This is a genomic window from Bacillus sp. GW823-FHT06B01 (genome assembly GCF_058952315.1).
The window spans coordinates 56,449-75,669 of record NZ_JBXAHR010000003.1; the positions used below are offsets into that span (position 1 = coordinate 56,449).

The 19,221-nt window shown below is 35.4% G+C and carries 20 protein-coding genes and 1 pseudogene; 12 read left to right on the forward strand and 9 right to left on the reverse strand.

The window, feature by feature from the left end:
• Window positions 1-10: 10 nt before the first annotated feature.
• Window positions 11-1,213, reverse strand: a complete 1,203-nt coding sequence (locus tag AC1Q8N_RS13390; protein WP_493521204.1) for an MFS transporter — start codon at window positions 1,211-1,213, stop codon at window positions 11-13.
• A gap of 320 nt (window positions 1,214-1,533) precedes the next feature.
• Between AC1Q8N_RS13390 and AC1Q8N_RS13395 the strand changes: the two genes are divergently transcribed.
• From AC1Q8N_RS13395 to AC1Q8N_RS13430, 8 genes and pseudogenes are all read left to right on the forward strand, one after another.
• On the forward strand, window positions 1,534-2,622 hold the full coding sequence (locus AC1Q8N_RS13395; protein ID WP_493521205.1) for a DUF871 domain-containing protein: 1,089 nt from the start codon (window positions 1,534-1,536) through the stop codon (window positions 2,620-2,622).
• A 76-nt stretch (window positions 2,623-2,698) separates the two neighbouring features.
• On the forward strand, window positions 2,699-4,639 hold the full coding sequence (locus AC1Q8N_RS13400) for a BglG family transcription antiterminator (protein WP_493521206.1): 1,941 nt from the start codon (window positions 2,699-2,701) through the stop codon (window positions 4,637-4,639).
• A gap of 111 nt (window positions 4,640-4,750) precedes the next feature.
• Window positions 4,751-5,071: a PTS lactose/cellobiose transporter subunit IIA gene (locus tag AC1Q8N_RS13405; protein ID WP_000131328.1), complete on the forward strand. Its 321-nt coding sequence runs from the start codon at window positions 4,751-4,753 to the stop codon at window positions 5,069-5,071.
• Between the two features lies 1 nt (window position 5,072).
• On the forward strand, window positions 5,073-5,378 hold the full coding sequence (locus AC1Q8N_RS13410) for a PTS sugar transporter subunit IIB (RefSeq protein WP_061680155.1): 306 nt from the start codon (window positions 5,073-5,075) through the stop codon (window positions 5,376-5,378).
• 79 nt (window positions 5,379-5,457) lie between these two features.
• Entirely contained in the window at window positions 5,458-6,768 is a 1,311-nt protein-coding gene (locus AC1Q8N_RS13415; protein WP_002063903.1) for a PTS sugar transporter subunit IIC, read from the forward strand.
• The gene (locus tag AC1Q8N_RS13420) at window positions 6,744-7,022 is read left to right on the forward strand and encodes a hypothetical protein (RefSeq protein ID WP_000900031.1); all 279 of its coding nucleotides are present in this window, start codon (window positions 6,744-6,746) and stop codon (window positions 7,020-7,022) included. Before AC1Q8N_RS13415 ends, AC1Q8N_RS13420 begins: the two co-directional genes overlap by 25 nt.
• On the forward strand, window positions 7,012-8,097 hold the full coding sequence (locus tag AC1Q8N_RS13425; protein ID WP_048545715.1) for a DUF871 domain-containing protein: 1,086 nt from the start codon (window positions 7,012-7,014) through the stop codon (window positions 8,095-8,097). Before AC1Q8N_RS13420 ends, AC1Q8N_RS13425 begins: the two co-directional genes overlap by 11 nt.
• 92 nt (window positions 8,098-8,189) lie before the next feature.
• Window positions 8,190-8,312 (forward strand): annotated as a pseudogene (locus AC1Q8N_RS13430) (HEAT repeat domain-containing protein); the annotation flags it as partial.
• 100 nt (window positions 8,313-8,412) lie between these two features.
• On the opposite strand, the gene entC reads toward AC1Q8N_RS13430, so the two are convergent.
• The 4 genes from entC to AC1Q8N_RS13450 form a co-directional block, all read right to left on the reverse strand.
• A complete protein-coding gene (gene entC / locus AC1Q8N_RS13435) occupies window positions 8,413-9,786 on the reverse strand; it encodes a cell wall-binding protein EntC (RefSeq protein WP_493521207.1) in 1,374 nt (457 codons plus the stop codon).
• Between the two features lie 457 nt (window positions 9,787-10,243).
• A complete protein-coding gene (locus tag AC1Q8N_RS13440; protein ID WP_098079838.1) occupies window positions 10,244-11,422 on the reverse strand; it encodes an ABC transporter permease in 1,179 nt (392 codons plus the stop codon).
• Window positions 11,423-11,424: 2 nt separating this feature from the next.
• Window positions 11,425-12,099 (reverse strand): ABC transporter ATP-binding protein, encoded by a 675-nt coding sequence (locus AC1Q8N_RS13445; RefSeq protein ID WP_000609100.1) that lies wholly within the window; start codon window positions 12,097-12,099, stop codon window positions 11,425-11,427.
• Window positions 12,096-13,199, reverse strand: coding sequence for an efflux RND transporter periplasmic adaptor subunit (locus AC1Q8N_RS13450; RefSeq protein ID WP_048545709.1), 1,104 nt, complete (start codon window positions 13,197-13,199; stop codon window positions 12,096-12,098). Before AC1Q8N_RS13450 ends, AC1Q8N_RS13445 begins: the two co-directional genes overlap by 4 nt.
• A gap of 211 nt (window positions 13,200-13,410) precedes the next feature.
• Between AC1Q8N_RS13450 and AC1Q8N_RS13455 the strand changes: the two genes are divergently transcribed.
• From AC1Q8N_RS13455 to AC1Q8N_RS13465, 3 genes are all read left to right on the forward strand, one after another.
• The gene (locus AC1Q8N_RS13455) at window positions 13,411-14,145 is read left to right on the forward strand and encodes a YwaF family protein (RefSeq protein ID WP_048545708.1); all 735 of its coding nucleotides are present in this window, start codon (window positions 13,411-13,413) and stop codon (window positions 14,143-14,145) included.
• Window positions 14,146-14,233: 88 nt separating this feature from the next.
• Complete coding sequence (locus AC1Q8N_RS13460) at window positions 14,234-15,100, forward strand: ABC transporter permease subunit (RefSeq protein WP_141520054.1); 867 nt, start codon at window positions 14,234-14,236, stop codon at window positions 15,098-15,100.
• Between the two features lies 1 nt (window position 15,101).
• On the forward strand, window positions 15,102-16,106 hold the full coding sequence (locus AC1Q8N_RS13465; protein WP_098079842.1) for an ABC transporter permease: 1,005 nt from the start codon (window positions 15,102-15,104) through the stop codon (window positions 16,104-16,106).
• Between the two features lie 38 nt (window positions 16,107-16,144).
• Here AC1Q8N_RS13465 and brnQ2 read toward each other — a convergent pair whose 3' ends face one another.
• From brnQ2 to AC1Q8N_RS13485, 4 genes are all read right to left on the reverse strand, one after another.
• Window positions 16,145-17,461 (reverse strand): branched-chain amino acid transport system II carrier protein BrnQ2, encoded by a 1,317-nt coding sequence (gene brnQ2, locus AC1Q8N_RS13470; RefSeq protein ID WP_098068529.1) that lies wholly within the window; start codon window positions 17,459-17,461, stop codon window positions 16,145-16,147.
• Window positions 17,462-17,678: 217 nt separating this feature from the next.
• On the reverse strand, window positions 17,679-18,248 hold the full coding sequence (cotJC, locus tag AC1Q8N_RS13475; RefSeq protein ID WP_000265275.1) for a spore coat protein CotJC: 570 nt from the start codon (window positions 18,246-18,248) through the stop codon (window positions 17,679-17,681).
• 12 nt (window positions 18,249-18,260) lie between these two features.
• Window positions 18,261-18,524, reverse strand: coding sequence for a spore coat protein CotJB (locus tag AC1Q8N_RS13480; RefSeq protein WP_000194492.1), 264 nt, complete (start codon window positions 18,522-18,524; stop codon window positions 18,261-18,263).
• An 8-nt stretch (window positions 18,525-18,532) separates the two neighbouring features.
• Window positions 18,533-18,748: a spore coat associated protein CotJA gene (locus AC1Q8N_RS13485; RefSeq protein ID WP_001046257.1), complete on the reverse strand. Its 216-nt coding sequence runs from the start codon at window positions 18,746-18,748 to the stop codon at window positions 18,533-18,535.
• Window positions 18,749-18,796: 48 nt separating this feature from the next.
• Here AC1Q8N_RS13485 and AC1Q8N_RS13490 point away from each other — a divergent pair, with 48 nt between their 5' ends.
• On the forward strand, window positions 18,797-19,210 hold the full coding sequence (locus AC1Q8N_RS13490) for a VOC family protein (RefSeq protein ID WP_097891327.1): 414 nt from the start codon (window positions 18,797-18,799) through the stop codon (window positions 19,208-19,210).
• Window positions 19,211-19,221: the final 11 nt, after the last annotated feature.

Sequence of the window (19,221 nt, forward strand, 5' to 3'; positions counted from 1 at the left end):
CGATTTAACACTATCCAACGGCTTTTTCGTTTGTTTTATCGTTCTGCTTTTGCTTCCGTAAGCTTGTAATGTAAATGAACAGAAAAGCAATAAGTAATAGAGAAGAATAACGGTATACAGTCGCATAGTTTGTAAAATGTGCAATGAATCCAAAAATAATTGCGCCAGCACCAATTCCAAGGTCAAACGCTGAGAAGAATGTAGCTGTTGCGACTCCTCGTCGGTGCGGTGCTACTCGGTCGATCATCCATGCTTGTAATGCCGGTTGAATCGCTCCAAAGCCACTTCCGTAGCATGCTGCTGCAATAATTAAACTCGGAATGGTAGTTGTATACGATAGTAAAATAATACCTGTAAACGTAATAATAACTCCTGGAATAATAACGAATGCATGGCCTTTCGCATCGTATAATTTTCCAGAAAACGGACGAGTGACAGCAATTGCTAGAGCATTAAATAAGAAGAAAAGGCTTATATCAGCAATTCCGACTTCCGTAGCAAATAATGTAATAAAGCTCCCGATTCCACCGTACATTAATGTAATACATAATATTAATAATGAAGGAAGTAAAGCTTTGCGCTCAATAAATCCATCGAGAAAAGTACCAGATGTATGCTGTGGTGGTTGCGGCGATTTTTTGATTTGAAGTAGTTTCGTTAATATTAATGAAACAATTGTACATGAAAGTGCACATAAAAAAAGAATCGTGAAGTTATATGTTTGCATAAGCCAAATTCCGATAAGTGGACCGAGCGCCATTGCAATCGTTCCGGAAAGACCGAAATATCCCATGCCTTCACCGCGGCGAGCTTGCGGAATTAAATCTGAAACGACAGTTCCATATGTAGTCGTTGTAATACCAAAACCAGCTCCGTGTAAAATTCGAACGGCAAGTAATAGGAAGATGGTTGAAGCGAAAAGATAACTACCCATAGCGAGTAAACAAATAGCAGTACCGATCATTAAAATGATTTTTTTATTAAATTTTTGCAAGGCATTTCCAGTTAGCGGTCGAACAAAAAGTGCCGCCACGGTAAACATGCCTACAACAAATCCGATATTGGAACTTGTGCCGCCAATTTCTTTCACATAAACAGGTAAAGTAGGAATTAACATTTGAAACCCTAAAAACATACATAAGTTTGCAAAAATTAAAGCGACAAACTCTTTCTTCCATAACGATTCTCGTTTTACGAGTATTGCTTCTCCCATATATTCATCCCCTATATAAAAGTTTTCTCTGTTCTTTCGAGTATATGTATTGGTCAATGTAACAGTCAAGGAAGGTGCCTTGAAAACGTATAACAATTTTCGAGGTGAAAAAACTGACAAATTTGTGTAAAAGCTACACAACTATGAAAAAAAGTTGTAAAGTATAGATGTATAGACTTGTAGTTGTTATAAATGATAGAAATTGTGTTTCCTTTAAAGAAAGCGGATTCAAAAAGTAGTGAATGAGAAGGGGATATATACTTTTTCACTACATATATTTGAAAAGGTTTACAAAACAATGAAGAAAGAGGCGTGTACATATGAGACGATTAGGTATTTCTATTTATCCAGAACATTCAACGGTAGAGAAAGATAAGGAATATTTAACATTAGCAAGTAAATACGGATTTACTCGTGTATTCACATGCTTATTGTCTGTAGATGGAGAAAAAGAGAAAATTATAGAAGAGTTTAAAGAAACAATCTCTCATGCAAATGCATTAGGGTTCCAAGTATTAGTTGATATTAGTCCGTCTGTCTTTACACAATTAGGTATTTCATATAATGATTTATCGTTCTTCCATGATCTAGGAGCGTACGGTATTCGTTTAGATGTCGGTTTCTCTGGTTTAGAAGAATCGATTATGACTTACAATCCATACGGCTTAAAAATTGAAATTAATATGAGTAACGGTACGAAATATGTAGATAACATTATGAGCCATAGACCAAACCGTGAAAATTTAATTGGTTGCCATAATTTTTATCCGCATCGTTATTCAGGATTATCATACGATCATTTCATTACATGCTCGAAACAATTTAAAGATTACGGTATGAGAACGGCTGCGTTTATTTCATCCTTTGATGCAACGTACGGACCTTGGCCAGTAACGGAAGGCTTATGTACGTTAGAGCAGCATCGTGAATTACCGATGACAACACAAGCGAAGCATTTATTTGCGACAGAATTAATTGATGATGTTATTATCGCGAACGCGTATGCATCAGAAGAAGAATTACAAGCACTAGGTGCATTAAATAAAGAGAAACAAACATTTGATATAGCGTTATATGATACAACAACAGAATTAGAAAAAATTATCGTATTAGACGAGCCTCATTTTTACCGCGGAGATGTATCTGAATATATGATTCGCTCGACACAAAGTCGTGTGAAATATAAGAAAGAAGAGTTCAAACCGCATAATACACGCGAAATTAAACGCGGTGATCTTTTAATTGATAATGAACAGTATGGTCAATATAAAGGTGAATTACAAATTGCTTTAAAAGATATGGTGAATACAGGAAAAACAAATGTAGTTGGCCGAATTGTGGAAGAAGAAATTTTCTTATTAGATTATTTACAAGCATGGGATAAATTCGGATTTACATTAAAGAAATAGATAAAATGAAAAAGGAAAAAACTACTGACCTCAGCAGCTTTTTCCTTTTTATATATAAATTGTGAGAGGAAGAGCTATGACAAAAGTGCATCAGCGATTAATTTCTATTTTAGAGGAGTTTTTAGAAGAGAAATCGATGTTAAATCGAGCTTTTTTAGCGAACCGTTTACATGTATCAACGAAGACGATTCAAAAAGATATAAAATTATTAAATGATATATTGGAAGAAAACGGAGCGAAAATTGAATCGCAAAGAGGGACTGGATACGAACTAGAAATTATACAAACGAAGAAGTTTGAAGAGTTTTGCGTGGGTCTATTTCAAAAACAGGCTGAAAAGATCCCAACTTCTTATGAAGAAAGGATAGCGTACATCCTGCAACGTATTGTAACGACAGAGGGATATGTGAAGCTTTCACAGTTAGCAGAGGAGATTTATGTGAGTAAATCGACTGTAAATTTAATTATGAAAGATGTTACAGATATATGTTGTCGTTATCAATTACAAATTGAAAAGAGACCGTATTATGGTATACGTATTGTGGGAGAGGAGTTTCATATTCGTTCTTGTTTATCACAATATGGTTTACCGCGTTATGACCATACTCCGTTTCATGAGCAATTTGAACAGAGGGATACATATTTATCGTTACCTCATATACCGCTTATCCGTTCGGTTATATTAAAGTATATCGAGGGAGGAACGATATATTTATCAGATATTGAAATTGATAATTTAGTCATTCATATTGCAATTGCATTAAGGCGTTGTGAAGATCAACATTATATGAAAGGACTAAATGCGGAGCAATCGGAACTTATCATAAAGAAAGAATATACAATTGCGAAACAGATTGTAGGGGATTTAGAGAAAGAGTTGCATCTTTCATTTCCAGAAGAAGAAGTTTTATATGTGACGATGCATTTATTAAGTACTGCTGTTACAGCGAAAGATCGTTATGAAAATGTGGAAGAGCTATTAGGGAAAGATCTATATGCATTCATGCAACATATTCTTTTTAAAGTAGCGGAAGAACGGAATCTTATTTTTTATTATGATGAAGAATTATTATTTGGATTTGGTGTTCATTTAAAAACGTTATTAAACCGTTTGAAGTATAAGTTAAATACGAGAAATCCTCTTTTGGCAGAAGTGAAAAAGAATTATCCGTATGCTTTTGAAATTGCGGTTCTCGTTGGAGATATAATTGGTGATTATACGGGAGAATCGATTCCGGAAAGTGAAATTGGTTATTTTGCGATTCACTTCGGGGGAGCGATGAGTCGTTTACAGGAACAGAATCAAAAGAAAAGATGTTTACTAGTTTGTGCGACTGGTCAAGGAAGCGCCCAGCTATTGAAATATAAAATTCTATCACAGTTCCGAGATAAATTAGAGATTGTAGGGATTACAGGTTATTATCAATTGAAAGTGGAAGACCTTTATAAAGATAAAATAGATTGTATTATTAGTACGATTCATATACCGAGTGGTTTGCCTGTTCCTGTTATAAAAGTGAACTCAATATTTGATGATAAAGAGATTAAGTCGATCGGTCAGCAGTTGTTTACGCATGTGAATACTAGTGTGCAGCAGTATATAAAGGAAGATTTAATCTTTTTAAATCATAGTGCTTCTACGAAGGAAGAGGTTATCCAGTTTTTATGTGAGAAAGCAGCTGAGAAAAACTATGTACCAGAAAACTTTTATGATTCTGTTATGGAAAGAGAAAATACATCTCCGACAGCGGTTGGGAATTTAGTTGCGATTCCTCATCCGATGCAGTTATTAAGTGAGAAAACATTTTTGATGTTTTGTACACTTGATAAGTCCGTTGACTGGGGAGATAAAAAAGTACAAGTTATTATTTTATTTAGTGTAAAACGTAATAATAATGAAGATTTACAGCGGCTTTATGATTTTTTATATGATATTATGTCTAGTCAAAGTGCGATAGAGAAATTAACTCATGCTAAAGGAATTGAAGATTTCCAAGAGATATTACTATCTATATAAGAAAAGTATATAAAAACTTCCGTTACACAACGGAAGTTTTTTATGTTTAATTGTATGCGTTTTCATAATAAGATAACAATATAGAAAAAAGATAGCTTGGGGGAATTTAAAATGACTGATATGCAAACTCCATTTGCGTTAATTTTACATGGTGGCAATGCGAGAAGCGCGGCGCTTGAAGCAATTGCTTTTGCAAGACAAGGAGATTTTGAGAATGCGAGTGAAAAGATGACACTTGCTAGTGAAGAGATTTCAGCAGCTCATCGCATTCAAACAGACTTAATTCAAGAAGAAGCAAGAGGAAATCATGCAGAAATCAGTTTACTGTTAGTGCATGCACAAGATCATTTAATGAATGCAATTACAGTGAAAGAACTTGCTGAAGAATTTATCACTCTTCATAAACGAGTAGAAGAGAAAGTGACAGTATAACATGTACATTTTATTATGTTGTGCAGCGGGCATGTCAACGAGTATGGTTGTAAGAAAAATGCAAGAAGAGGCAAAGAAACAAGGGAAGGATTATAAAATTAAAGCAGTTGATTCAGAACTTGTGAAACTGGAGATAAAAAATGCTGATGTAGTTTTAATTGGACCACAAGTGAAGTATTTGTTTCCAGCTGTACAGTTTCTTGCGAATTCATATGATATACCGGTTGCAATAATAGAACAACGAGATTATGGCATGTGTGACGGTTTAAAAGTATTGAAACAAGCAGAACAATTAGTTTTAGCATAATTATATTTTTTTAAATATAAACATTATAATGTTATAACTTTTTGTTCTTGCATAGTAAAGAGAAAGAGGAGGGGTATTGATGAATGGTTTTATGAGTTTTATGGAACAAAAGATTATGCCAACAACGCAAAAGATTGCAGGACAACGACATTTATTAGCAATTCGAAACGGAGTTATTTCTACATTGCCGTTAACGATTGTCGGATCATTTTTCGTTATCTTTTTAAATTTACCAATTGATGCGTATATGGAGTGGATTGCGCCATTTCGCCATATTTTAGATATTCCATTCCGATTCACAGTAGGTTTAATGGCGTTATACGCAGCATTTGGGGTAGGAGCTTCACTCGCAAACTTTTATCAGCTCAATCAGTTAAGTGCAGGGTTGTTATCTGTACTCGCCTTTTTACTAGCATCAGTTGAACCAATTCAAATTACGAAAGCTGTACCAGGTGTTATTGATGCGGGAAGATATATTTCAGTAGGAACATTAAGTGCAACGTCTTTATTCGGCGCAATTGTTACAGCTTTAATTGCAGTAGAAATTTATCATTTTATGATTAAGCATAATATCTCGATTAAATTACCAGATAGTGTACCACCAGCAGTTGCAAACTCGTTTGCAGCATTAATTCCAACTTTAGTCGTTATTCTTTTATTCTGGGGTATTCGTTACGGTTTAAAATTTGATGTAAATACAACAATCACATATTTAATCGCACCACTAAAATCAGTATTAGTAGGAAATAATTTATTCGGCGGTTTATTAACAGTATTCTTAATCGTGTTCTTCTGGTCATTCGGTATACATGGCCCAGCCATTTTAGGACCAATTATTCGTCCGATGTGGGATTCAGCAATTCTTGAAAATATGGAAGTATTCACAGCTACAGGAAATGCACATCAATTACCAAACTTATTTACAGAGCAATTTATTCAATGGTTCGTATGGATCGGTGGATCAGGCTCAACGTTAGCTTTAGTTATTATGTTTATGTTCTCTAAATCTAAGTTCCTAAAAGAGTTAGGTAGATTATCATTCGTACCAGGTTTATTCAATATTAACGAACCGATTATTTTCGGGGCACCAATTGTAATGAACCCAATCTTAATTATTCCATTCGTTATTACACCGTTAGTGACAACGACAGTATCATATTTCGCAGTTGTTTCAGGTATGATTCCGCTCATGATGGCGAAATTGCCATTTACGATGTTAGCTCCAATTGCAGCGATTATTAGTACAGACTGGACAATTATGGCTGGTGTACTTGTACTTATTAACTTTGTTATCTCATTTGTTATTTACTATCCATTCTTCAAAATGTATGAAAAACAACAATTAGCAGGAGAGGAGAAAACAGAATGCTCGGAGCAATTATCATCTTAATTACATTTGTAGCGGGGCAGTGTATTGCACATTATTCAAAATGGGTACAAAGTAAATCTTTATTAGTTTTACTACTCGTATCAATTTTATTTATCGGTTGTTCAATGGGTGCTTATGTAATGTTGGGATTACAATCACCATACGTAATTATTGTACCAACGATTTTATGTGCAACATGTTTATCTGCAAAATATAGATTTACGAGCATGGCATTAATACAACGTGTGAAGGAGATGCAAAAGCATGGAGCGTAAATTAGGAATTTCACTTTATCCAGAGCATTCAACGAAAGAACAAGATATGGCATACATTTCGGCAGCGGCACGCCACGGTTTTTCAAGAATATTCACATGTCTATTATCTGTGAATCGTCCAAAAGAAGAAATTGTAGCTGAATTTAAAGAAATTATTAATCATGCAAAAGATAACAATATGGAAGTTATTTTAGATGTAGCTCCGGCAGTATTCGATCAACTTGGTATTAGCTATAGTGATCTATCATTCTTTGCAGAGTTAGGTGCAGACGGTATTCGTTTAGATTTAGGTTTTGACGGATTAACAGAAGCAAAAATGACGAATAATCCGTACGGCTTAAAAATTGAACTAAACGTAAGTAATGATATTGCATACTTAGAAAATATCCTTTCGCATCAGGCGAATAAACCAGCTTTAATTGGTTGTCATAACTTCTATCCGCAAAAGTTCACTGGTCTTCCGTATGATTATTTCATTCGCTGTAGTGAACGCTTTAAAAAGCATGGTATTCGCACGGCAGCATTTATTACGTCACATGCAGCTAATATCGGTCCATGGGATATTAATGACGGATTATGTACGCTAGAAGAGCATCGTAATTTACCGATTGAAGTACAAGCGAAACATTTATGGGCGACAGGGCTTATTGATGATGTGATTATCGGAAATGCTTATGCGAGTGAAGAAGAGTTAGAGAAACTAGGAAACTTAAATCGTTACATGTTACAGCTGAAAGTACACTTTGTAGAAGAAGCGACTGAAGTAGAAAAGAAAGCGACACTGCAAGAATTACACGTAAGACGCGGCGATATAACAGAATATATGGTACGTTCTACAGAAGTGCGTAAAAAGTATAAAGACTATGATTTCCCAGTGCGCGAAAGTGTATTACAGGAAAGAGGGCAAGTTGTAATTGGAAACAACTTATTTGGTAAGTATAAAGGCGAATTGCAAATCATTCTAAAAGAAATGCCGATAGATGAACGGAAAAATATTGTCGGTACAATTGCAGAAGAAGAGTTATTCTTACTAGATTATGTAGGAGCTTGGACGCAGTTTACTTGTGTGGAATAGGAAAGGGCAGGAGAGGATGCTATGGCATCCTCTTTTTTTGTTGAAATAGTAATCTATCGTATATAGAATGCAAAGAGATAGATTTAATTTGGACGGGAGAGAAGGAGATTGTCATCGCTCTTCGTTTTTTACATAAGTTTGTTAATCATGAAGAAGTTTTAAAGGCGTTTGATAAAGTATATAAAAACCGAGGGAACTTATTTATGTCAGAGTGAAAGTTGCTTCGGGATCATATTAGTTACTTTCAAGAGAAAGTTAGAATGCGAGAATCAAAAAAAGAGTCAGCCTCAATGAGACTGACTCTTTTTATACGAACTAGTTTAATACTTTCACTGTAACTGTTTTACGTCCCCAGTTACTAGATGTACCTTTATCAGGCATTAAAACGTCGATTTTATTTCCTTTAATAGCTCCACCAGTATCACCAGCGATTGCTACTCCGTAACCTTCAACCCATACTTTTGAACCTAATGGAATTACACTTGGGTCAACTGCAATAAGTTTCATATTTGGATTAGCTGTTAAGTTGTGACCTAAAGCTGATTTTACTTGGTCGCCTGCTTTATAACCATTTTCAAGTGGATCTGCTGTGTAAGCTGTTGCTACAACACGTAACTCACGAGAAGATGATGGTGCACTTGTTTCAGTTTCTTTTGCAACAGGTTGTTGTGTAGCAGGTTTTTGAGCTTTAGCCGCTTCACGAGCTTCAGCTGCCTCTTGAGCTTTAGCCGCTGCTTGAGCTTCAGCTGCTGCCTCGGCTTTAGCTGCTTCACGAGCTTTAGCTGCTTCTTGAGCTTTAGCCGCTGCTTGAGCTTCAGCTGCTGCCTCGGCTTTAGCTGCTTCACGAGCTTTAGCTGCTTCCTCGGCCTTAGCTTCTGCTTGAGCCTCAGCCTCTGCCTGAGCTTTAGCTTCTGCCTGAGCTTTAGCTGCTTCACGAGCTTTAGCCGCTTCTTGTGCTTTAGCTTCTGCTTGAGCCTCAGCTGCTTCACGAGCTTTAGTTGCTTCTTGTGCTTTAGCTTTTGCTTGAGTTTCAGCTACCTCACCGGCTTTAACTGCTTCACGAACTTTAGCTGTATCTTGAACTTTAGTTGTTTTTTCAACTTTAACTGCTGGCTGAACTTTAACTGGAGCTTTACCTGTCAAGTAAGGAACGTGAACATAAGCTGTTTTTCCGTTATATTCAAATTGAATCCAGTCATTTTGTACTTGGTGTGTTGTTTCAATTACATCATCTTGTTTCAATTTACCAAGAATTTCGGAGTCTGTGTTTGCACCAGCACGTACGTTTAATACGTTTGCTGTTACGTAGTAAGTGTCTTTTGTATAGTCAGCGCTAATGAAAGCTTCTTTACCGCTATTCAATTTCACTTTTGACCATCCGTTTTCTGTATGTAAAACATTTACTTTATATCCATCTAATAATTTTCCTACAACTTGTGATTCAGTAGTTGGGTTTTCTCGTACATTTAGTACATCAGTCGTTACGATTGTTTCTGCTTTAGCAGATGTTGTGAAAATCCCAAGACCAAAAACCGCTGCTGTTGCTATACCCATAAATTTTTTCATAATAGCCTCCATTGCATTTGTTTTCGTTGACCTCATTATAGCAACCATTATTTTCTTATTTGCGAAAAACATAAAATTACAAAGCTTTCGTAACGGGGCATTAATATTCTGTAACAATTCCATAAATATCCTGATATCGCTTCCTTGTTGTTTTTTGGCGTATTAGGGCATATGGAACACAAAATGAGTAGTATTTCAATTGCTGTAACATTAATAATATTACAGCAATGTTTCTTGTAGATATCTATATCGTTACAAAAGTAGTGCATTTTACTGTTTAAATGAAAAAATAGTTATGAAATAATAATCTTTTTAGACGTAAAAAGATATAAATGAGGTGAAATTTAATAAAATATCGATATAATTGTTACAAAATCAGTCGAAGTATGGAAAAAATTACGCCTTGATTTTCATCTGTTACATGGTATTTTTGCAATAATAGAATTTGATAATAGCCTTAGTACCTATAAATAATGAAGCGCATTAGAATGATAGTTGTAACGTGAAACATATATAATAGAAGAAACACGATTTAATAGGTAAATAAAAAACGCAGGAGTGTAAACTCCTACGTTTTTGTTTATTCATATCGTAAACATTCAATTGGATCCAGTTTTGCAGCTTTGTTAGCTGGAAGTAAACCGAATATAATACCGATTAACATTGAAATACCTACTGCAAGAAGTCCAAGTTCTTTTGAGACAACGAGTGGCCACCCAGCAAAGATTGAGACGATCCAAGCGAAGAAAATACCGAGCATGAATCCGATGAAACCACCAAGTCCTGTTAAAATACAAGATTCGATTAAGAATTGTGTTAATACTTTACCACGTGTTGCACCAAGAGCTTTACGAATACCAATCTCTCGTGTACGTTCTGTTACAGATACGAGCATGATGTTCATTACACCGATACCACCAACAAGTAAGGAGATAGCAGCAATACCACCGAATACCATTTTCATCATACCGATTGATTCGTCTAGTTGTTTCGTAAATTCACCTAAGTCTTGTGCTTCGAATTTGTGCTCAAATTTAGGAGCTTTCATTTCGTTTAAAACAGAAACAGCTTGTTTTTCTACACTCTTACGTTCAGTCGGAGAGGTCATTGTTAATCTTACAGAGTCATACTCATTTACTCCTGAAATGACAGGCGCGTTTTCAAGTGATGTATAACCTTCAGGCATAGGCATTCCAAAGTCGTTTTTCGTTTCGTATACACCGACTATTTTATACGGCTTTCCTTTTATATCTGTGTATTGATTTGATTCCCAACCACTACTAAATAATTTGTTGAAAGCTTCTTCATTTAATATAACAGCAGGGATTGCTTGGTTTAGTTCACTGTCATTTAATTCACGACCGTGAACTAATTTTATTTTCGAATCTGTCATAAAGGCGCCTGTTCCACCTTTTAAATCAAGATTTACATCTTTTGAACCAGCAGATGCTTTTACTTTCATACTTACGTCTGGATACACATCTTTTACGCCTGGTATAGTTTGCAGACGTTTTAGCATATCAGGTGTGATTTTGGCACTATCTGTTCCGTAATCAGGATTGTTGTAGTAAATCGTTACTTCGTTATCTTTTCCTTGGCCTAATTCTTTTTTAAACTTTGCGTTTGTACCATCACCCATTGAAATGATAGTAATAATGGCACTAATACCGATAATAATACCTAACATCGTTAAGATGGAACGCATTTTATGAGCAAAGATAGAGGAAAGGGCCATGCGTATATTTTCACTCGTATTCAAAATCAACCTCTCCAATCTTGGACGATATTTCCGTCACGAATTACAATTTGACGTGCTGCAGCTTCTCCGATTTCACGGTCATGGGTAATCATAATGATTGTTGAGCCTTGTTTATTTAATTCGTAAAAGAGATCCATAATTTGTGTACTTGTTTTCGTATCAAGTGCTCCCGTCGGTTCATCGGCTAAAATGAATTTTGGGTTATTTACGATTGCACGTGCAACAGCGACACGCTGCTTTTGTCCACCTGATAATTCATTCGGTAAGTGAGTAGCGCGATCAGCTAAACCGACTTTTGTTAAAGCAGCTAATGAGCGCTCACGTCTTTCCTTTTTATCGACTCCAGCGTAAATAAGAGGTAGCTCTACATTTTGAAGTGCTGTAAGTCTCGGTAATAACATGAAGTTTTGGAATACGAATCCGATTTCTTTATTACGAACATGTGCAAGTTCTGTTTCAGACATGTTTGAAATGTTTTGTCCAGCTAGTTCGTACGTACCTGTCGTCGGTTTATCTAAGCAACCGATAATGTTCATTAATGTTGATTTACCAGAACCAGAAGGTCCCATAATAGAAGTGAATTCTCCTTGGTTCAGTGTTACGTCAATTCCGTGTAATATTTGAACGGATTCTGCACCATTTTGGAAGGATTTCGTGATGCCTTTTAAGTTAATCACTGGGCGACAACCTCCATACCATCTTTTAAGTCTTTTTCAGGTTTAGAGATAATTTCCTCTCCTTTTTTCACTCCAGAAACTTTTGCTTCGCTATCAGTCTCGAATTCAACAGTAACTGCTTGTTCTTTCGCTTTACCGTCTTTTACAACGAAGACAACATTTTTGTCACCTTTTTTCACGATACTGCTTTTCGGAACAATTGTACCAGTTGCTTCGCCAGATTTACTTGTTACGTAAACGTGGAAGCCGTTTTGTAGTTCGTCACTATTATCTAAAGTGACAGTGAATTGATAGTTAGAAACAGTTTTATTTTCATCCATGCTCTTTAATGGTGTAGAACCGATTTCTGTTACTTTTCCTGTCCAAGTCTTACCAGCGACAGTTTTTGATGAAACAGTTACTTCTTGCCCAACTTTCATACTAGCAAGCTCATATTCAGAAAGTTGACCTTTTACCTTAAATTGACCAGCGTGACGAAGAGTAATTCCGCTCATACCTGTTTTTTCGTCAGCAGTTTTCACGATATCATCAATTACGCCATCAGCAGGACTTGTTACAGAAAGTGTGTTTACTTTCTCTTTTGCTGCTTTAATCATTTCATCAGCTTTTTCAACTTCAAACTTTTTCATTTCAATTTGTGATTCTAATTGCCCAACTTCAACTTCTGATGCTTTTAATGCTTCAGCAGGAAGACCTGAATTTTTATCTTTTTGTAATTTTTGTTTCGCCGCATCAATTTGTTTTTGGAACAATGTTACTTCTTTTTGTGCGATTTTCTTTTGCATTTCTGCTTCTGTTATGCCTTGTTTCGCAGTAGGGTCATTATATTTAAAAAGGAGCTGGCCTTTTTTTACTTCATCCCCTTTTTTTACAGCTAATTCATACGTACCTTTTGTTGGATCAAATGAAATTGTTTCGATGCCGTTTGGAATGACTTCACCGCCAAATTTTTGCGCGTTTTCAATTTGTTTTTCTGTTACTTTATATCCGCTATATGCCATTGCTACTTCTGAACTACCGCCAGCAAATGCAAAATATGATCCAGCTGCAATACCGATTGCTACTACACTAGTAATTAACACTTTATTTTTCTTCTTCATCTATTTATCACCTTTTCGTTCGTTTTAGTATCTACATTCAGTATAGAAGAGGTGAAGAATCTGACAAATCGTTTTAGCTTACAATAACCTTACAGTTTTGTAAGGTATGAATATGTAAATGTAAGGTAGAGCTTGTCCTAGTGTAAGCAAATGAATTGACTCGTCGTTTCTTTCTTACAATAATATTGTATGAAAGAGAGGAGGAGGTAAGATGGAAGCTTATTTTAGTGCGCATCCATTAAAACCATTTATTCCATACTCAAGGCAACACGTCCTTATATTATTTATTATGTTGGTGGGGATATTTTTTCTGTATCAATACCAAGGTATATTACGGCAAAGTGAGTGGAATATAACGGTTCGATATGCGATTGCATTTTTATTTGTTGGGAGTGAAATTGGGCTCCATATGTGGGAATGGAAAGCGGGGATTTTTGAACTTGGCACTTCATTACCATTTGAGCTATGTACGATTAGTTTATTGTTAGCATCGATTATGATTGTAACGAAAAGTTACCGCATATATGAGATTGTATTTTTTACAGGGATTATCGGTGCATCACAAGCTATTTTAACGCCGAACGTGCAATATGCTTTTCCGCATTTTCGCTTTATAGAATTCTTCGTTGCACATGTATTACTCATTTGGGCACCACTCTTTATGACGTGGGTAGAAGGATATAGACCGACCTTGCAATCAATTAAGCGTACGATGATATTTTTAAACATAATAATTCCAATCGTTTCTTTTGTGAACTACAAAACAGGTGGCAATTATATGTTTTTAGCTCGTAAGCCAGAAACTGCTTCATTACTCGATATGTTAGGGCCACACCCTTACTATATTATTTCATTAGAAATAGCTGCGCTTATTGGATGTTTTATTTTGTATATGCCGTTTGCGAAAAGAGAAGGGCATGCGCATAAAGAATCACTAGGATCATAACCTAGTGATTTTTCTATATAAATATTTACAATTCAGAAAATTGAGAATAAAATTAAGAGGTAAATTATATAAAGAGAGAAGGGAAAACGTGGTCAAAAAAGTTTTTCTGAATGGGATGGAAGTGACGGTTCAATTTATTATTTCAATTTTGGGTATTATTTGTTTAGGGGCACTGCCAAAGTTATTTTACGGATTTGAGCTGCATGCATCACAGTACATAAAGAGTTTACAAGAAGTGTTTGTGAATTTAATGGATATCTCCAAATTTAAATATGTGGGAGATAAATTTTTATTTCCGCAGTTGTTTGTCCACTATAAAGAAACAATTGTTATATTTTTAGCTGCTTTTTTCATTTCATTATTTGTAGCATTTTGTATTGTTTATGTCATTATGAGTAGTTCACCGCGTATACAACATCGAATTAAATCATTTCTTATCTTCCTAGAATCTATTCCAGACATTTTACTTATTTTAGTATCGCAAATTTTAGTTGTATGGGTTTTTAAACAAACAGGCTTTTTACCTTTTCAAATTGCTTCAATTGGAGGCGAGTCGATTAGGGGGTTGCCAATATTGTGTTTGAGCATCCCGACTACGATTATGTTTGTAAAAATGGTCGTGCTTCGTTTTGAAAATGAACTAGAAAAAGATTATGTACTATTTGCTAAGGCGAAAGGGCTGGGGCGCTTTCATATTTTAAATCGTCATATTTTACGAAATGTGTTGCTTAGTACATTATTCTTTGCGAAAACGAATATCTTTTTTATGTTATCTAATTTATATATTATAGAATGGATTTTTAATACGGGTGGTATTTTTATGTTTTTGAAATCGTATTTCGGTATTAGAGTTGAGGTTTTCATCGTTAGTGTGCTGCTTATATATATTCCAATTTTTATTTTGTTTAAATTGTTTCATTATCTCATTCCGGCTGCGATGAAGGAGAGATTATAATATGTGGACGTATATAAAACGCGATAAAAGATTTTGGATAAGCATTGGGTTTCTTCTCATATTAGTTCTTTTGAGCATCGGAAATACGATATGGAATGATGGACATATTAGACAAGTTACATTGCAATATGATGCGGATGAAAATCCACAAGTACCACCGTTTTCACCTTCATTCCAATTTTTACTTGGGACAGACCGGAAAGGATACGACTTGTTACATTTAGTCATTGAAGGTGCGAAGTGGACAATTGGTATATCTATTTTAATTGCGGCACTTAGAATGGTGATAGGTGTGTTTTTCGGTGTCGTACTCGGAACATATGTAAAAAGAGGTTTTTCAAAAATTGAGGCATTTTTTGATAGTTTTACAGTTATTCCAACAGTTATGATTGCATATTTTTTTCTTCAATCTGCAAATGCATTTGGGAGTGGAGAGGAAACAACAACCTTTTTTGAAAGGGCTTCGTTTCAAGTTTTATTACTTGTAATGCTTGTGATGCCAGTTATTGCACTGTATGTTGCGAAGGAAGTCCGTAAGTTGAGAACCGAAGAATTTATTGAAGCTGCGTACATATTGGGTGGATCGAGAAGGCACATTGTTATAAAGCATATTTTCCCGCATCTCTATATGACGTTTATACTTGTATTTTTTCAGCAGTTTACGCAAACTCTTACTATTTTACTCCACTTAGGATTACTTGAAGTGTTCTTTGGTGGAACAGTTACGTTTGGTGGACATATAAAAGAGGTGGAATCTTATACACATGAATGGTCAGGTTTAATTGGAGTCTATTTTAGATCATTAACAGTGAATCCATGGATTCCTCTCGTTCCCATTACATTTTTTGGACTTACTATTTTTTCAGGAAATATGATTGTAAAAAGTATAGAAGAGGCGATGATGAAAGTAAGATTAGGGGGAGAGATAAAGAAGGACGCTATAGAAGAGGAACAATCTGCTGTGCAGTCAAAAGAAGAGTTATTTACTTTTAAACATACGATGTGAAAAGAAGCAAGCATGGATTTCATGCTTGCTTCTTTTCTTTATTTTGTAGAAACTTCACCTTCAGCTTCTGTTTGAGGAATATAGTATCCGATTATACCACCAATGATTGCTGGAATAATCCAACCGATTCCTAAGTTATAAAAAGGAATGGTGTGTACGATATTAGCGATAAAACTTGGTATCAATTCCACATTATCAAGTGCATGAATACAGCTAATAATGAATGCTGCGAGCATTGATCCGATGTAGACAGAAGGTTTACGTTTCGTATATTTATCAATAAATGATACGAAAATTAAAATGATTGTAATTGGATACAAAATGATTAATACAGGTAATGTAATTTTGATTAATAAGCTTAATCCTAAGTTTGAAATAACGAAGCTAAAGATACAAACGTATAGTACGAGTTTCTTATATGAAACATTTGTTAATACTGTTGCGAAATAGTTGGCGAATGCACTTACAACGCCAATTGCTGTCGTTAAACAAGCGGAGATAATGGCAATACTTAATAAAACATTACCGCTTGTCCCAAAGAATTGGTACATAACAGTAGCTAATAGTTGACCACCGTTCTCGAATTGTCCCAAGTTTCCGTTTGAAGCGCCGATATAACCGAGTAAGAAATAAACAATTGTTAAGAATAGGGCTGCAATGCTTCCACAAATAATTGTATATTTCGCAATCGATTTTTTCTCTTGTATACCGTTTTGGCGAATTGCATTTACAACAATTGTTGATAATACGAGAGCACCAATTGCATCTAACGTTAAAAATCCTTCAAGAAATCCTTTGAAAAATGGAATTTCTTTATAGTCACCAACAGGTTCTGCAAACGTTCCTGGTGAAAGAATCGCTTTTGTTGCCATAATTGCAATAATTCCAAGTAAAATGGGTGTTAATATTTTTCCGATATGATCTACTAATTTTGATGGATTTAATGATAAGAAGTAGACGACTGTAAAGAAAATCGCACTAAAGATTAACATAGAGTACCATTGGTCCGGGAAAAGTGGTGCAATCCCAATTTCGTAAGATACAGATCCAGTTCGTGGAATAACAAATAGTGGGCCGATTGAAAGATAAATAATGATAGCGAATATTGCTGCGAATTTTGGATGAACGCGGCTTGCTAAAGTGTTAAAACTACCACCGGCAAGGGCAACAGCGACGATAGCTAGTAAAGATAAACCGACGTCTGTAATAATAAATCCTGTAATGGAAATCCACATGTTTTCTCCGGATGAAAGACCGAGAAGGGGCGGGAAAATCATATTACCAGCACCGAAGAAAACTGCGAATAGTAATAAACTAATCGAAAGTATTTGCGCTGGTTTTAAAGTTGTACGCATATAAAGAAAATCCTCCTAATGAGTGTTTTTGTCGAAAATTCAAATAATTTGTCGAGTAACTGTTACTATTTTAAAGGTCTGATGACTAGAAAGCAATAGGGAATTTTGAAAATATTAAAAAATAATACATTAAATCGAATAAATATACTATTTATATCTTTAATAGGAAGGATTTAACTTTTAACGTAAAAAAACACATATCACTAGGATACGTGTTTTAAAAAAATATTTTTTTATCACGTTCTTCTTTTAAAATTTCAACTGCTTCTCGGAAACGTTGTGAATGAACAATTTCTCGTTCACGTAAGAAGCGTAGGCTGTCATTTATATCTGGATCATCTGATAAGTTAATGAGCCATTGATATGTTGCGCGTGCTTTTTCTTCAGCTGCGATATCCTCGTATAGATCGGCAATTGGATCACCTTTAGCCTGTATATAGGTTGCAGTAAATGGAACACCAGCAGCATTATGGTAATGAAGTGCACTATCATGATCAACATAATGAGGATCAAGTCCAGCGGCTTTCATTTGTTCAGGAGTTGCATCTTTCGTTAGTTTATAAACCATCGTAGCAATCATTTCAAGGTGAGCAAATTCTTCTGTACCAATATCAGTAAGTAGGCCAATGACTTTATCAGGAATTGTATAACGTTGATTTAAGTAGCGTAGTGCAGCAGCTAGCTCGCCATCTGCACCGCCATATTGCTCAATTAATAATTTTGCAAGTGCTGGATTGCAAGTTCCCACTTTAACTGGGTATTGTAATTTCTTTTCATAAATCCACATAGTTTCTCTCCTTTATATTTGCCATGGCCAAGGACCTTTGCTCCATTCCCAAGGAGCATTGGAATAGCTGTTTCCAAACTGTTGGAGTGGCCCGTATTTTTCTTCCATCTTTTGTTTTAATACTCGCCGTTTATAGGAAAAATCATTAAATTGATTAATCGCAGCGGTGTCATCTGGATGTGTATCTAAATAAAGAGTGAGTTCAACTAGTACAAAGTCCAGTTCTTGAAGCTCCAGTAAAAGCTGATAGTATTCTTCTGGTAGCGATTGAGTCACGTCAGTAGTCACCGCCCTTTTTTATAAGGATTTTCATAATAGTCATAAAAAACAGGCCATAAAGTCCCTTTTTGTAGAGCTTCTTTTGGCGTGAATTGTGGTAAGTTTGGCGGTTGAAAGCCTAAAAATAAATTAGGAGGAGTAGAATAATATTTTTTTCCGATAGGAGGACAAGGGTCGAGAGGACTATGATAGGGCACGAATGATCTCATATATTTATTCACGAATAAACCTCCTTAAATGTTCATTACTACGTATTGTATTCAGACATAATGAGCATTTATGACACATATAAAAAAGTAATAAGTACAGGGGGAATGAATGTGGAGAATGTAAAGAATTTAATTGTGTTAGAAGTAAAGAACTTAAAGGAAACTCTGTATTTTTACGAAGGGATTTTAGGAATAACACCTAGTTCAGAGAGGCCGCAATTAGATATTACAGGGGTTTGGTATGATACTGATTCAACGAGAATTAGTTTTGTTATGAATCGCAGTTTGGGAGGGCGTGAGAAGAGTGTTACGGACTCAGTTGATGTTCTAACGTTTTCAATTTCTAACATAGAGAATGTAAAGAAGAGGTTAGTATTTTATAAAATTGCATATACAGAAAATAAAAGTGAGAAAAGTATTGTAGTACAAGACCCAGATGGATATAAACTTCAAGTGGTAGAGAAGGATGAATAAACGGAGGGGAT

Excerpts from the sequence above, each read along its gene's own strand:
- AC1Q8N_RS13390 (WP_493521204.1), bottom strand. The coding sequence starts at position 1,213 with ATGGGAGAAGCAATACTCGTAAAACGAGAATCGTTATGGAAGAAAGAG.
- AC1Q8N_RS13395 (WP_493521205.1), top strand. The coding sequence starts at position 1,534 with ATGAGACGATTAGGTATTTCTATTTATCCAGAACATTCAACGGTAGAG.
- AC1Q8N_RS13400 (WP_493521206.1), top strand. The coding sequence starts at position 2,699 with ATGACAAAAGTGCATCAGCGATTAATTTCTATTTTAGAGGAGTTTTTA.
- AC1Q8N_RS13405 (WP_000131328.1), top strand. The coding sequence starts at position 4,751 with ATGACTGATATGCAAACTCCATTTGCGTTAATTTTACATGGTGGCAAT.
- AC1Q8N_RS13410 (WP_061680155.1), top strand. The coding sequence starts at position 5,073 with ATGTACATTTTATTATGTTGTGCAGCGGGCATGTCAACGAGTATGGTT.
- AC1Q8N_RS13415 (WP_002063903.1), top strand. The coding sequence starts at position 5,458 with ATGAATGGTTTTATGAGTTTTATGGAACAAAAGATTATGCCAACAACG.
- AC1Q8N_RS13420 (WP_000900031.1), top strand. The coding sequence starts at position 6,744 with ATGCTCGGAGCAATTATCATCTTAATTACATTTGTAGCGGGGCAGTGT.
- AC1Q8N_RS13425 (WP_048545715.1), top strand. The coding sequence starts at position 7,012 with ATGGAGCGTAAATTAGGAATTTCACTTTATCCAGAGCATTCAACGAAA.
- entC (WP_493521207.1), bottom strand. The coding sequence starts at position 9,786 with ATGGAATTGTTACAGAATATTAATGCCCCGTTACGAAAGCTTTGTAAT.
- AC1Q8N_RS13450 (WP_048545709.1), bottom strand. The coding sequence starts at position 13,199 with ATGAAGAAGAAAAATAAAGTGTTAATTACTAGTGTAGTAGCAATCGGT.
- AC1Q8N_RS13455 (WP_048545708.1), top strand. The coding sequence starts at position 13,411 with ATGGAAGCTTATTTTAGTGCGCATCCATTAAAACCATTTATTCCATAC.
- AC1Q8N_RS13465 (WP_098079842.1), top strand. The coding sequence starts at position 15,102 with ATGTGGACGTATATAAAACGCGATAAAAGATTTTGGATAAGCATTGGG.
- brnQ2 (WP_098068529.1), bottom strand. The coding sequence starts at position 17,461 with ATGCGTACAACTTTAAAACCAGCGCAAATACTTTCGATTAGTTTATTA.
- cotJC (WP_000265275.1), bottom strand. The coding sequence starts at position 18,248 with ATGTGGATTTATGAAAAGAAATTACAATACCCAGTTAAAGTGGGAACT.
- AC1Q8N_RS13490 (WP_097891327.1), top strand. The coding sequence starts at position 18,797 with ATGAGCATTTATGACACATATAAAAAAGTAATAAGTACAGGGGGAATG.